This is a genomic window from Streptomyces sp. NPDC025833 (genome assembly GCF_055558055.1).
On the sequence record NZ_JBVHNF010000047.1, the window covers coordinates 1 to 13,904 of the forward strand.

At 68.9% G+C, this 13,904-nt stretch carries 7 protein-coding genes and 2 pseudogenes; 4 read left to right on the forward strand and 5 right to left on the reverse strand.

Annotation, left to right across the window (positions count from 1 at the left end):
• Positions 1 to 596 precede the first annotated feature (596 nt).
• Entirely contained in the window at positions 597 to 1,115 is a 519-nt protein-coding gene (locus ACZ4K2_RS36720) for a hypothetical protein (RefSeq protein WP_467480690.1), read from the reverse strand.
• 602 nt (positions 1,116 to 1,717) lie between these two features.
• Between ACZ4K2_RS36720 and ACZ4K2_RS36725 the strand changes: the two are divergent.
• Both ACZ4K2_RS36725 and ACZ4K2_RS36730 read left to right on the forward strand, forming a co-directional pair.
• Positions 1,718 to 2,233: pseudogene (locus tag ACZ4K2_RS36725) on the forward strand (transposase); the annotation flags it as partial.
• A 31-nt stretch (positions 2,234 to 2,264) separates the two neighbouring features.
• Positions 2,265 to 3,065 (forward strand): alpha/beta fold hydrolase, encoded by an 801-nt coding sequence (locus tag ACZ4K2_RS36730; RefSeq protein WP_467480734.1) that lies wholly within the window; start codon positions 2,265 to 2,267, stop codon positions 3,063 to 3,065.
• A gap of 102 nt (positions 3,066 to 3,167) precedes the next feature.
• Here the strand turns inward: ACZ4K2_RS36730 and ACZ4K2_RS36735 are convergent, their stop codons facing one another.
• On the reverse strand, positions 3,168 to 4,370 hold the full coding sequence (locus ACZ4K2_RS36735; protein ID WP_467480688.1) for an IS110 family RNA-guided transposase: 1,203 nt from the start codon (positions 4,368 to 4,370) through the stop codon (positions 3,168 to 3,170).
• Between the two features lie 796 nt (positions 4,371 to 5,166).
• Between ACZ4K2_RS36735 and ACZ4K2_RS36740 the strand changes: the two genes are divergently transcribed.
• Positions 5,167 to 5,583, forward strand: a complete 417-nt coding sequence (locus tag ACZ4K2_RS36740; protein ID WP_467480686.1) for a hypothetical protein — start codon at positions 5,167 to 5,169, stop codon at positions 5,581 to 5,583.
• Positions 5,504 to 5,944 (forward strand): DnaB-like helicase C-terminal domain-containing protein, encoded by a 441-nt coding sequence (locus tag ACZ4K2_RS36745; protein ID WP_467480684.1) that lies wholly within the window; start codon positions 5,504 to 5,506, stop codon positions 5,942 to 5,944. The genes ACZ4K2_RS36740 and ACZ4K2_RS36745 overlap by 80 nt, the downstream gene beginning before the upstream one ends.
• A 457-nt stretch (positions 5,945 to 6,401) precedes the next feature.
• On the opposite strand, the gene ACZ4K2_RS36750 is transcribed toward ACZ4K2_RS36745, so the two are convergent.
• The 3 genes and pseudogenes from ACZ4K2_RS36750 to ACZ4K2_RS36760 form a co-directional block, all read right to left on the reverse strand.
• The gene (locus ACZ4K2_RS36750; protein ID WP_467480683.1) at positions 6,402 to 6,791 is read right to left on the reverse strand and encodes a hypothetical protein; all 390 of its coding nucleotides are present in this window, start codon (positions 6,789 to 6,791) and stop codon (positions 6,402 to 6,404) included.
• Positions 6,784 to 11,538 carry an RICIN domain-containing protein gene (locus ACZ4K2_RS36755; protein WP_467770017.1) on the reverse strand — a complete coding sequence of 1,585 codons (4,755 nt, stop codon included), beginning with the start codon at positions 11,536 to 11,538 and terminating at the stop codon, positions 6,784 to 6,786. Before ACZ4K2_RS36755 ends, ACZ4K2_RS36750 begins: the two co-directional genes overlap by 8 nt.
• 1,330 nt (positions 11,539 to 12,868) lie before the next feature.
• Positions 12,869 to 13,768 (reverse strand): annotated as a pseudogene (locus tag ACZ4K2_RS36760) (IS701 family transposase); the annotation flags it as partial.
• Positions 13,769 to 13,904: the final 136 nt, after the last annotated feature.

A 13,904-nucleotide genomic window follows, 5' to 3' on the forward strand; every position in this document is an offset into this window, starting at 1 on the left:
GTGGCGTTTTGGGTGCCTGGGCCGCGCCGCGCCGGCCCCCCCGGGGGGGCCGGGCGGCCCCCCCCCCCGCCCCCCCCCCCCCCCGCGCCCCGCGCGGGGGGGGGGGGGCCCCCCCCCCCCCCCCCCCACTGAGGTGTCCCCTGAGTCCCCACGGGTCGGCTCCGGCCTTTCGTCTCAACAATCCGAGTCGACCGGCGAGGGCGAGGATCGGCAGGGCGATGCCGGCGGGTCGTGGCCCCACTCGCGGACGAGGACTGCGCCGAGGTCGCGCATCCCTGACCGTGGCGACAGGTAGCAGGCGGTGAGGTGCTCGTAGGTCAACCGCGGGATGGTCCTGCCGGGAGCTGATTGTGGGTGCTGGCCCAGATGCCGCGGTTGCTGCTGTTCAGGGTGTTCTTGTTCTTGACAGAGGTCGTAGCCAGTCGGCGCCTCGGTCAGGGCAGCCCACTGGATGCCGTCGGGCTGGGTCCGCATCGCCACAGTGCACACGCTCAGTGCCGCAGCGATGGCGTCCAGCTCCGTCTCGGCTATCCGCACCTCGTCGCCACCGCCCGATCCCCTGCCACTCCTGGCCCCTTCCGCCGGCTTGTCCAACGTCAGCGTTCCCGCGTGCCCATTGCCTCGAAGGTCTCGCGCATTAACCGGTCCATGGCACCGGGCTTTTCGACCAGGGAGTCGAAGAGATCAGCGAGCAGCCACAATACGAAGCCGTGAACCATCGCCTCCTTCGGCGTGATCTGCCCGAACTGGTCCCGCCAGGCCACGGTGTCCATGCCCATCGCGGCCGCCATGAGGACACCAGTGACCATCGGTACCTGCTCCGGGTCGGCCAGTTCGAAAGAGGGCAGCCGACGAATCACAGCAGGAATGAGATCACTGAGCGGATCGAGCTGCTGTCCACCGCCGGGCGGCTCGGCAATCAGGTACCCGGTCAGGACCCCCACCAGGAACACTGTGCCCCGGGAGACCTCTTCGCGCCCGAAGGAGTCCATCGCAGCCTTCACCCGCTGCTGCGCCTGGCGGCGCTCCTCTGCGTGCGTCCGCTTCTCCAGGACCCGGTAGGCGTCCCAGGCCGCACGGACCGCCTCATCCGCCACTACGCCGTTGCTGTTCATGAAGGCGACCGTAGGCGAGATGACGTGCTATGCGCAGGCCTTGGGATACTCCACGAGCTTGTTCAGCGCGTGAGGGCGCTTACCCGGTTCGCGTACTCTCGGAGATCATTGCGCTGGGCCGGAACGGCCAGGATGCCTTGGCCGCTGTCGAGCAACTGGCAGCGGGCGATGAGCTGGCGGTGCACGGCGCTGACGCGCAGAGTTAGCCCTGACCACGCTGTACGGCCGTCCCTTGGTCGAGCGCGGCGCGGCTGGCTCCGGCTCGACGATGCGGAGGTAGTCGGCGACCTCACCTGGCATGTCGAGGGTGACCTGCGCGAGGCGATGGACGACATCCGGCATCCCGTGGCGGTCCTTGCCGCCCGGGGTCCGCGACACGCACGCCGCCCGTGTCTGTCTCCCGCTCGGGCACGGCAGCTGGGGCGTCGTACTGCGCTGCGGAGTTCGGCATCAGCCGCGCCCAGGCGTAACGGCACCTGGACGTCGCCAGCGCCCTGGCCGCGATCCATAGTGCCATTGCGGCCGGCACCGAGACGTCTCGCACGCGAGACACCGGCCCAGCCGCCGAGGCCGCGCTCGACTACGGCCTGTCCCAGCGCGCCTGGAAGGCCCTGGCCGAGGTGTTCCCCGAAACCCACGAGCAGAGGTGCTGGGTTCACAAAACGGCCAATGTCCTCGACTCCATGCCGAAGTCCGCGCAGCCGGGCGCGAAGAAGGCGATCCAGGACATCTACAACGCCGAGGACCGCGACCACGCCGAGGTGGCGGCCAAGACGTTCGTGCAGCTCTACGGCGCGAAGTTCCCCAAGGCGGTCAAGAAGATCACCGATGACCAGGAGCAATTGCTGGCGTTCTACGACTTTCCGGCCGAGCACTGGATCCATCTGCGGACCACGAATCCGATCGAGTCCACGTTCGCCACCGTCCGGCTGCGGACCAAGGTCACCCGCGGGGCCGGCTCCCGCACCGCCGCCCTGGCCATGGTCTTCAAGCTCGTCGAGTCCGCCCAACAACGGTGGCGGGCCGTGAACGCGCCCCACCTCGTCGCCCTCGTCCGGGCAGGAGCCCGCTTCGAACGTGGCCAGCTCGTCCAACGCCCCGAGGCGGTTGCGGCATGATCGAGGCCAGCCGATTTCCCTGGGGGCCGACGTGGCATGGTCTGAACACGTGGTAGCGCGAGACGGCGTCCGGCTTGTCTGCCGGGACTGGGGCGGGCCGGGACAGCCCATCGTGCTGCTGCACGGCCTGGCCGGTCACGCGGGTGAGTGGGACGTGCTGGCACAAAGCCTGAGCTCCCGGTATCGGGTCGTCGCGATCAACCAGCGCGGGCACGGCGCCAGTGAGCGCCACCCGCGGGACGTCTCCCGCGCCGCCTACGTCGCCGACGTCATCGCCATTGTCGACCGTCTGGCGCTGCAGCGGCCCGTCCTGGTCGGGCAGTCGCTGGGCGGCCACACCGCGATGCTCACCGCCGCCGCACATCCCGGGCTCGTCCGCGCGCTTGTGCTCGTCGAGGCCGGCCCCGGCGGTCCAAACCCGAACGGCCCCGCGGACATCGGCGGCTGGCTCGACTCATGGCCGACACCGTTCCCCTCACGCGACGCGGCAGCCGCGTTCCTCGGCGGCGGCCCGGTCGGCGCAGGCTGGGCGGCCGGGCTGGAGGAACGCGAGGACGGATGGTGGCCCCGCTTCGACCGGGACGTGATGGTCCGCTCACTGGCGGAGAACGCCCAGCGTTCCTTCCGACACGAGTGGGGGCAGGTCGCGTGCCCCACCCTGGTCGTTCTGGCCAAATCCAGCTTCATCCCCGCGCAGGAAACCGACGAGATGCTCCGGCAACGGCCCGCCACCATGGCCATGAGCATCCCCGGCACCGGCCACGACCTGCACCTGGAACAGCCCGAGATCCTGCACACCGCGCTCGCGGACTTCCTCGAGGGCCTCGCCTGACACTCCTACGCGGTCACAACGACTCCAAAGTCAGATCCCGCATATGGCCATCGATCCACAGGTCTTGACAATAACTTGGCGGGGGGGCCTCTATGTCTTTGGTCAAGCGAGGCGTGGGGTTTTTGGTTCGTAGAAGGTGCCGTCGCGGAGCATCGCGAACAGCACGTTGATCCGTTGTCGGGCCAGGCGGAGAAGTGCCTGGGTGTGGGTCTTTCCTCTGGCTCGGCATTTGTCGTAGTAGGTGCGGGAGGCGGGGTCGTGCAGGGCGGCAAACGCGGACAGGAACATCGCGCGTTTGAGCTGCCGGTTGCCGCCTCTGGGCGCGTGTTCGCCGTGGATCGAGGTTCCGGACGACTTCGTGGTCGGGGCGAGGCCGGCGTAGGAGGCGAGGTGGGCGGCGGTGGGGAAGCTGGTGCCGTCGCCGACAGTGACCAGCAGTGCGGCGGCGGTCCTGACGCCGACGCCGGGCAGCGACGTCAGGGCCTTGGAAAGAGGGTGGTCCTCCAGCAGGGCTGTGATCTGGGCCTCTGCCGCCCGCCTTTGTTCGTGAACCGCGCCGAGCGAGCGGGCCAGCGATGGGATCACGACGTCCAGCGTGCCGGTGCCCGGGACCACAACGGTCTGCTCGTCGAGCGCCTCGAAAACGTCGTCGGTCAGCCGCTTCGCCATGCGCGGGGCCCTGGGTCGGACTACCTCAACTAGCCTGCGCCGTCCGGCCTTTCGCAGCGCGGCCGGGGATCCGTAGCGTTCCAGCAGCCAGGTGACCGCCTGGTGCTCCAGACGCGGGCCCAGGACCCGTTCCAGGGACGGGTGGAACTGGGTGAGCAGGCCCCGGATCCGATTGCTCGTGCGGGTGGCTTCGGCCGCCAGGTCCTGGTCGAAGCCGACAAGGACGGTGAGCTCGGCAGTGATCTCGTCGGTCAGCTCCAGCGAGCGCAGGGTGTGCGGCATGGTGCGGGCGGCGTCCGCGATGACGGCCGCGTCGCGGGCGTCGGTCTTCGCCTCGCCCGGGTAGAGGTCAGCGATCCGCCGCATCGACAGGCCCGGCAGATAGGCGACCTGGCAGCCCGTGTCGCGGGCCACCGTCAGCGGCAGAGCGCCGATCGAGGCCGGCTGGTCCACGACGACCAGGACGGTGCCGAACTTCTCGCGGAGCTTGTCGAAGACCTGCCTCAGCTTCGGTTCGGTGTTGGGCAGCTGCTTGTCGAAGACCTTCTTGCCGGCCGGGGTGAGTCCGTGTCCGTGGTGAGCGCTCTTCCCGACATCCAGGCCCAGGAAGGCGCCTATCCCGTCGTACTCGTTCAAGCCGTCCTCCCGGATGGGGCGTGCGGTGCTGGCCTGGGCGTTGGCGTCGTGCGCGCATCCACGTTATGCAGACCTGTCGCCCGTGTACGGCCGGGCATTGCGCTCGGCCGGGCGGTAGTCGGACCTCTCATCAGCGTCTCCAACGGCGCCTCTCGGGCCCGGTGGCACCACCCCCCAGGTCATCGGTTCGACAGGGGGGACCAGCCATGCCGGGCCCGGAGGCCAGCGGCCCTCTTGCAGGACCGCGAAGAAAATAACGGGGGGCGGGGCGGGCGACCGGTAGCATGGCACTGTTGTGCGAGGAGATCGGCGAACCCCTCGAGCACGGCCTCGCTTCCCGCCACTACGCGACGTCAGGTGATCGGCGCGCCCTGCACGGCACCATGCTGTACCCGCTGCTGCTCGTGCTCCTGGTGATGGCCGTCGAGTGTAGCAGGGCGGTGTCCGTGGTGCAGCGCAGCATTTGCACGTGCCAGTCGGCACACGGATGCTGCACGGGTGGCAAGCCGACCCCGGCCGGGTACAGCGCAGCCAGTTGCTATACACGCTGCACCTGGCCGCCGCCTCCCGCTTCGCGGGCACGAGCACGACGATCCGCTCCCTCGAGCGCTGCATAGCATTGCAGATCTGCGATGTTCCGGACGGGATCTATGCACAACTGCTGCATACAGCCCCGAGGCCAGAGCCTGCTTGACCCACGGCGCTGTTCGGCAGCGCTGCTACCACCGTTTCGTGGCAGTAGCGCCACCGACCCGTGGTGTTTGGTCTGGAGAACCAGAACAAACCAGTTTACCCAGTGCTACCGCCCGTTCAGCGTCTGGGCAGATGGGGCGCAGTACGAGGTTCCGGCTCTCCCAGCTGGGAGTCGTACTGCGACGCGGAATTCGACATCAGCCGCGCCCAGGCGTACCGGCTCCTGGACGTCGCCCGCTCCCTCATCGCGATCCACGGCGCTGTCGCCGCCGGCACCGAGACGTCTCGCACGCGAGACAGCGACCCGGTCGCTGCGGCCGCGCTCGACTACGGCCTGTCCCAGCGCGCCCTGATCGACGTCTCCAGCCGCGCGGAGGACGTCGCGGAACTTGACACCCACCGCCTCGCCACACTCGCCCACAGCGGCCTCCAGGCCCTCGATGAGGCCACAGTGCGCGCCGTGGTCCGCCAAGCCGTCCGCGACGTCCGCACCGCCCCGACACCGCCGCCGGCTTCGTAACAGCGGCCGTCGCCCGGAACCTGGTCACCGCCGGCACGGCCATCGCGGCCAGCCGCTACTCCCGCGATGGCGACACCGACGAGTTGGTGGAGCGCGCGCAGGAGCGGCTGTACGGCGTGGTCCGCCACCGCGGCGACGAGTCACTGATGGACGCCTCGGAGGGCATGGACGACACCTTCGACGACATCAAGCCGCCGGGAAGCGGAAGTTCGGCGAGCTCACCGGCCTGCCGACCGGCTTCACCGACCTCGACACCCTCACCCTCGGTCTGCAGCCCGGCCAGCTCATCCTGATCGCCGGACGCCCGGCGATGGGCAAGTCCACCCTTGGTGCCTGGACATCGCCCGGGCCGCCAGCATGAAGTACGGGCGCACCAGCGCGTTCTTCTCCCTGGAGATGAGCCGCAAGGAGCTCCACATGCGGCTGCTGTCCGCCGAGGGCCCTGTCGCCCTGCACCACATCGGAGTCAACAGGCGATTATCGAATCCCGCAGGACTCCCTCAACGTTCAATGTCCTCCCGGGTACACCGACGCTGTGCCCCTGACCAGCCCCCGCGTGACGGAGTCCCGCGCCTCCTACGAGCTGCTCGGCGGCCGAAGATCCCGCGCCCGGCCCAGCGTCTGAACGGTGCCGTGGGGTGGGGTGCGTTGCGCCGGCCCCGGCCGTGTCGGGGTGCGGGACGCGCGGGGCCGCCGCACCACGTGGGTGGTGCGGCGGCCCCTTGACGGCCGCGGTCCCGACGGTCCGGTTCCTCAAGCCCTCGTTCTCCCGGGGGCCGCTCGGACGCCTCTTCATGGACGAGCGTCCCGGACGGTTCTCAGCGCGTTCCCCGCATGTGGCCGAACCATGACGGATCATCCATCGCGCCCTCGTCCTCGTGCCACTGCGGAGACGCCGATACGACGAAGCTCCGCAGGCCGCCGCCCAGCACGAACAGACGCCCGGGCTTGACCTCCACTCCGTAGTCCAGGCCGACCTTCTCGCATTCCTCGTCGCTGGCCCGGCGGATGACTAGACCGTCGTAATAGGGACGGAGAAGCATGAGGTCGACGTTGGCGAAGTGGATGTCGATCCGGGTCTCCGGCGGCATGTCCCGGCTACTGCGCAGGAGCAGCCTGCGGTGACCGACGGAGTATTGCCAGACCCTGAAGTATCTGTCCGATCGGAACATCTCGGCGCCGGTGGACTCGGGGGTCACCTCATCCATTCAGCACGTCCCAATTCGGTTCGGGTATGCTCACTATTTTGCCCTCTTTGCTGTAGAATGTGATGTTCCGCCATTCGAAATTCCCCATCTGTATCTGGAGACCGATCTGGCCCATTTCCCACTGAGTGGCCGCCCAGTCGCCTGAACGCCACTTCTTGTAGGCGAGTGCGTACTGCTCAGCCGGCGAGGCTCCGTTGAAGCCCTTCAGGCTGACCGCGACCTTGCCGTTGTTGCGCAGGACGTTGGAGACCTCGGTCATCCACAGGGCGATCGGCTTCCCGCCGGACCTGCCGACCACTGCCGCGTAAGCGTCGCCGTTGAAGGTGTAGCTCCCCTCGATCTCCTTCGCCAGTGCTTCCGAGTACTCGCCGATTCCAAGCACCATGGTCCCTGTCGGGCACCCGTTGGTGTTGTGCACCAGGACCGGTGTCGCTCCGGCCAGCACATAGTAGGTGTGGAGGCTGTCGACGGTGAGGTTGTAGGCGGAGCGAAGCTGGTGGAAGCGGTGAACGCGCAACACGGTGACGGTCGCATCGCTGCTGGTCCGCAGCGTTTGCCCCGGGCGGAGGTCGCCTCCGTCTATCCACCGGCGGGCACTGGGTGACCAGAAAGGGTGATGCTGCGTGGAGGTGATCCGCGCACGCCCGACGTCGATCGTGATGTCGGCGAAGTCAGTGTCGTCCGGTGTGTAGATGGTGCGGGAGACGGCGCGGGCCTCGGTGAGGCCGCTCTTGGGATCGGTCGCGAGAACTTCGTCGCCGATCCTGACATCCTTGATTTCTTTGGCCGTGCCGTCGGCCATCAGGACGCGTGTGGTGCCGGGGAAGCTGTTGGCCGTGCACCATTTCCGTGCCTTGCCGAGGGCTTCGAGCGCCTTGGCACCGATCCCGGCGATGGCTTCTTCGGACAGGGGTAGTGCGCGGAGGGCATTCCACGCGTCGGTGAAGCCGATGCCGGTCCGGGCGGCCGCGTCTGCTGCTTTGACAGCGTCGGCGATGGGCCGGAGGATCTTGCCCGCGAACAAGGAGAGGACGTCCAGGGACGCCCAGCCGCATCCGCCCCAGCTTCCGCTGTCACCGCCGGGAGTCAGCTTCTGGGCGCACTTGATCCAGCTGCCGAAGAGGATGTCGATCGGGTCGATGTTCTCCTGCCACTCGGCGATCGTGATGTTGTGCGTGACCTTCTGGTAGAGGACGTTGGTCTTGACCGTCTCCAGGTACGTCGTGACACTCGAGGGACACATCAACTCCTGCGGGTCGCTGCCATCAGCAGTGCACAGATAGAGGTCGACGACGGCTTTGTACGGAAGCTTCGCCGTGATGGTGCAGTCGCCCTTGTAGGCGAGTTTGCTGATCCAGTCGTCGCAGGCGCTCGTCTTGTCCACGATCTGCGGATCGCCGACCCGCTCGATGTGGTCGATGACGTAGAACATGTTGCCGATCGAGCCGCCGTTCCCGTCGGGGACGGTACCGGCGTCGATCTGTTCGGCCTTGGACGCCTTCTCCGCCCGGTCGGCGGCCTCCTCTGCCTCCTTGGCGTATTTGTCGGCGTCCTTTGCGGCCTGTTCGGCCTCGGTCGCGGCGGTGTCGGCGCGGTCGGCCGCGGCGCGGGCGTCCTTGGCGTCCTGTTCGGCCCGGGCGGCGGCGGAGCGGGCGGCTTCGGCGTCGAGCGCGGCGGTGTCGGCGGAGTCGCGGGCGTCCTTGGCGTAGCCCTCGGCGTTGCCGGCTGCCTTGTCGGCGGCTGCCGCGTCGGCGGCGGCCTGCTGGTCGTAGTCGATGGTGCGGGCCAGTGACGCCTGGGCAGCCGCGGCGGCCTTGGCGGCGTCGGCGGCGTAGCCGAGGGCCTCCTTGGCGTAGGTGCGGGCGTCGGCGGCGTACTTGGCGGCGTTGGCCGCGTGCGTGTACGCCTCCTTGGCGTCGCCCTTGGCCTGGTCGGCGAGGTTCTTCGCGGCGTCGGCCTCGGCGGCGGCGTTCTTGGCGTGCGCGTCGGCGACGGCCTGCTGCTGCTCGGCGATCGTCCTGGAGGACTGGCCGGTCAGGACGACCAGGCCGGCGGCGGAGTCGGTGTCGACGTAGGCGGAGCCGAGCTGGACGGCGTCGTTGGCGGGTGCGGCGACCTGCTGGGCCGCCTTGCCGGCGTCCACGGCCGCCTGGGCGGTGACGTGCGCGTACCCGGCGGCCTTCGCGGCGGCGGCGAGCGCGACACCCGCCTCCTTGCCGGCCGCGTCGGCCTGGGTCTTGGCGTCCTTGGCGTGCTGCTGGGCCTCGTCGGCCAGCTTCACCGCCGTCTTCGCCTCGGAGGAGGCATGTTGAGCCGCGGTAATCGCGTCGGCGGCGGCGCTGGTGGCGGTTTTGACGGCCGCGTCGGCTTTGAGCTTGGCCGCCTGGGCGGCGTCGGCGTCGGAGCGGGCGCGCTTGGCGGCAGCCTCGGCGCGGGTGGCCGCGGCGTCCGCGTCGGCGGCCGCCCGGGTGGCGGCGTTCGCCTCGGTGCGGGCCCGGCCCGCCGCCGCCTCGGCGGTGCCGGCCGCGGTGTCCGCCTCGTCCGCCGCGGCACGCGCCGCGTCGGCCGCGGTGCCGGAGTCGAGGGAGTCGGCGTAGGCGTCCTTTGCCGCGGCTTTGGCGCGTGCGGCCTCGGCCTTCTGCTCGGCGTCCCACGCGTCGTTCCGCATCTCTTGGGCGTGGTCCTTGGCCGCCACGGCGTCGTCGCGCTTGCTCTCGGCGGTCTTCTCGGCGGCCTCGGCCTTGTCCTTGGCCGTCTTCGCGTTCGACGCCTCGGACTCGGCGTTGTGGCGGTGCTGGGCGGCCTCGGCCTGCTTGGCGGCGGCGTTCGCCTTCTCCGCCTTGGCCGTCTTCTCCTCGGCCTCCGCCGAAAGCCGCCTGGCGTGCGCGTCGGCGGCGGCCGCCTTCGCGTCCGCCTCGGCCTTCACCGCGACCGCGAGCTTGGCCTCCGCGGTCTCCTTGTCCTTCCTGGCGTTGTCCCGGTGCACCTTCGCCGCGTCGGCCGCGGCCTTGGCCTGCAACTCGGCCGCCTCGGCGGCCTTCTTGCGGAACTCCGCCTTCGACTGCGCCGCCTGCGCGAGCGCACGCTGCGCGATCGTCGCGCTGTCCCCGGCCGCCGCGCGCGTCGCCGCCTCGGCGGTCTCACCGGCCTTCTCCAGCGCCGCCAGCGCGGCCGCCGCACCCTGCGTGACCTGGTCCTTCTGCAGACCCACCAGCAGACCACGACCCCGCGGAGCACCCGCCGCATCAGCGATCCCGTACGCCGCCTGCAACGCCGTGTTCGACGTCGTCGCCGCCCTCTGCGCGGATTTCACCTGCACCTTGAGCGTCTGGTACTGGTAGTTCGCTGCCGCCTGGGCCGCCCGAAGCTCGTTTCTTGCCTTGGTGAACTGGGCCGCGTCCGGATAGCCTAGCTTGTCGTCGCCGGTGTGCCCCTCGGGCACGATACGGAACGTCTGTGTGGCGGATCCGGTGCACGCCGACTGGATGGCGTCGCTGCCGTTGTTGAAGGTCAGCAGGTGCAGGCACTTGCCGGACGCCTCGTTCACCAGCGGGCCGGCGCTGCGCACGTCGAACTTCCACTGCTGCGCCTTGGCATCGTTGCAGCCGCGGATCTCGATCTTCGCGCCGTTGGCAGCGCTGCCGTTCACCACCGCCAGGCACTTGTGAGAGTTGATGTTGCTCAGACCGGTGTTGCCGTCTGCGTAGTACAGCTGCCACTTCTGAGCCAGGCTGCCGTTGCAGGTGCCGACCTGGACCGGCGTGCCGTCGGTCTTGGCCCCGCTCTGGACTTCGAGGCATTTGCCGGTCGCGCCCGGGATCTGGATGACCAGCGGGGCGTCCCCGATGTACCCCAGGCCGCCCGGGGACCAGAAGTCCTGCCAGCGGGTGAGGTGGTCGGCGACCCAGGACTGCCCCAGCATCTCCGAGAGCGCCTTGGCGCCCTTGGCCAGGGCGTCGGTAGAGTCGTTGCTCGCGCCGAGGATCTGGTTGCGCTGCGCGGCCTGGGAGGCGATCTCCTGCTGCCACTCGCCGGCCGCGGTCGCCGTGACGTCGTCCAGCACCCGGTCCGGGTCCAGCGGGTCACGCCACGCGCACGAGGCGAACCGGGTCTTCAAATCCTCGACCGCGATCCGGTACTCCGAGGTCCCCGGCTGCGGCGCCGTACGCGGGAAACCGCCCGAGGACAGGAAGATACGGGCGTCGTCCGCACCAGCCGGCGGCAAGGAGCCATGCATCCAGTCGAACGCGTCGTGCTCGTCGAGCACACGGTTCCACTCCTCGGGAGTTTTCCCCACTGGATCCGGATCCGCTCCGTACAGCGGGGTGCCGAGGTCGTCGACGGCCTTGAGTGTCTTGGCGTCGGCCTTCGGGGTGGATTCCTCGTAGAAGTCCCATTCGTTCTTCCAGAACCGGCTCGCGGCCCATGCGGTCAGGCCCGTCTGGTCATAGAACGTCTGCTGACCGTCATTGCCGGTTCCGGGCGGCCACTGGAAGGTGACATCACTGAACAACCCGACCGGCACGGCCAGGCCGGCAAGGGGCTTCTCCCACGCGAACAGCCGGTCCTGGAGAGCATTCCTTTCCGCAGACACCGCATCCCGGTCCTTATCGAACGCGACGGCCAGCGGCGTCTGCTCCCAATACTCGCGGTTGGCGAGAACACGGAGCCTGTCCGCGCTCTGGTTCAAACCGTCCCGAGCGATCGCGGCCATCGACACACCGCCCAGCCGCAGCACCTCGCCCATCAGGCACTGGTCCTGGCGCAGTTGCTCGGCGGCCGTGTCCTCGAACCACGGTTTCCTATCGCTCACCGGCTCGACGTTGAGCCGCACCGAACCCGGCTGGACGGCCAGACCGGCCAGCACGGAGAGCGCGGCCACCGAGGTGACGGTGGAGAAGAGTTTTCGCGGTATTCGGGTTCCGCGCAGGCGGAACCAGGGTCTGGAGCGCAACGGAGCGTCTCTCTCTTTTCTTCAGGGATTACACGGCCAGGCGAGGGGCGCCGGCAGACTGAGGCGATGCCGACCCGTCAAGGCCTCAGACGCACGGGATGTGCATCCGGCGCAGGCCCAGCAGTGCTCGGTGCGACGGCATGGCGATACGGCCTTTCCCCCAGGACGGCGACACCGTTTCCCGGCCGTCGAGTGATGTGCGCGAAACAAACAGGCTGGTCAGGTACCCGTCAGGCGCGCGGTAACTGTATGCACAGTGAACGATTCAGTACAGCGAGTTCCTCATCGAGCGGACGGCGTTGGCCGGAACCATCAGCCACTCACAGGTACACAGAGAGGCCACAGACTCCAGCCAATCATGGACTTTCTGTGTGCTTTTCATGTGCATGCCTGTGAAGATCCACCGAGGGTGAGGTGCTCCTTCCGGGAAGCAAATGGCCGATCTTCCACCCTCCGCGACGCGCACGGCAGGGCGGACCCGGCGGTTCACAGGGAGCTTGACCTCACCCTCCCGGGAAGTTGCACACCAATGCCCCCGACACCCCCTTGCCATCGGCACACACCACCCCTCCCCGCCCGCCACGGCCGTACCGGCGTGGGGGACGACGGCGGCCAGGTGCTCCAAGAACAGGGCTGCCGGCCAGACGCCGAGCACCCCATGTCGGTGAAGAGCAGATGCCGCACATGCAACTGAAGAGCCTCCAGCCAAGGCGCGAGCCGAAGAAGAACGTCGTGGCGCGCGCGTTCCTCCCAGCCCGCCAGCACCCGCGCCTTTACCGCCCCCACGCCGGTGAACATAGTCAGTTCAAACGCCCACGCGACGCGACCGCGCAGTGACACCAGCAACTTCAGCTCCAGCAGCAGGGCTTACCGATAGGCGTCGGCCCGCGCGGGCCGGGTGAACAGGCCGACCAGCACCACCCCGACCATCACGATGCCCCGATGCGCCGGAACACCCCCGCGTCGGCGGGGAGGACTCACTCAGCACCACACCGGCCTGGACGGCCAGCGGAACGCCCTCGTGCTGGCGGGGAGCACGTACGGGAAGCACCGTAGGAAGGGCCGTCTCCAGCAGCTCATGGTTGTGGAGCCAGGCGTCGAGGGACGCGTCGAGTGCCGCCTGCAGGTTTGCGGTGTGGGCGACGCTGCGACGGGCGATCACCCAGTGACGGCGGTCGGGCCGATGCCACGGTCGCACCTCGATGCGGGCCCAGTCGTAGATCCGCAGGCCGTGCGCCCCGGTGCCGCAGGAACGGCGCTTCCATTTCTGCCGGGCCAGGCCGTGCAACAGGTCGTGGACGGGATGGTCGATCGCCCAGCGGGTGACCACGGTGTCGTGACGGGTGGTGGCCATGACGTGGAAGACGTCCGCCCGCTCCAACTCCGAGCGCCAGCCCCTGGAGAAGCCGTAGGCGGCATCCGCAGTCACCCACCGAAACGGGATCTTCTCCTTGATGGCGCGGCGGATCATCGCCTTGGCCATGGCCACCTTGGTCTCGAAGGCGACGGCGTCGCCGATGCCGGCCCGCCGGCACTTTTCCCGGTCGTCGGTCCAGGAGGTGGGCAGATACAACCTGCGGTCGATCAAGGTCCGCCCGCGGTCGGTTGCATAGGCGAGGAAGACGCCGACCTGGCAGTTCTCCGTGCGTCCGGCGGTGCCGGAGTACTGCCGCTGCACCCCGGCCGACCGCGTCCCCTTCTTCAGGAAGCCGGTGTCGTCCACGACCAGGACGGCGCCTGGGTCGCCGAGGTGGTCGACGACGTACTGGCGCACGTCGTCGAGGATGTCGTCGGCGTCCCACTCGATCCGGTTCAGCATCCGGTGGATGCGGTCCGGGCCCGTGTAGCCGGCTTCCTCCGCCAGTGTCCAGCCGTTCTTCCGCTGCAGTGGAGCGATCAGCCCCCGCATGTAGGCCAGTGCCGACTCACGCGGCTCCGACCTGCTGAAGCGGTGCACGAACCGCTCATGCACCGCGTCCAGTTCACCCGCCCACAACCTGACATCAGCAAGGTCCCCACCCATAACCACACCAACGACCGACCTGGCCATCAGTCACGACAAGCACCGTTGCAGTACTAGTACTCCAGCAGCGTTTCGCTATCTTGCCTGGTCACAGGCATCGCCGGGAGTGTAGTGGGCTGCTGGAACGTCAGGGGCG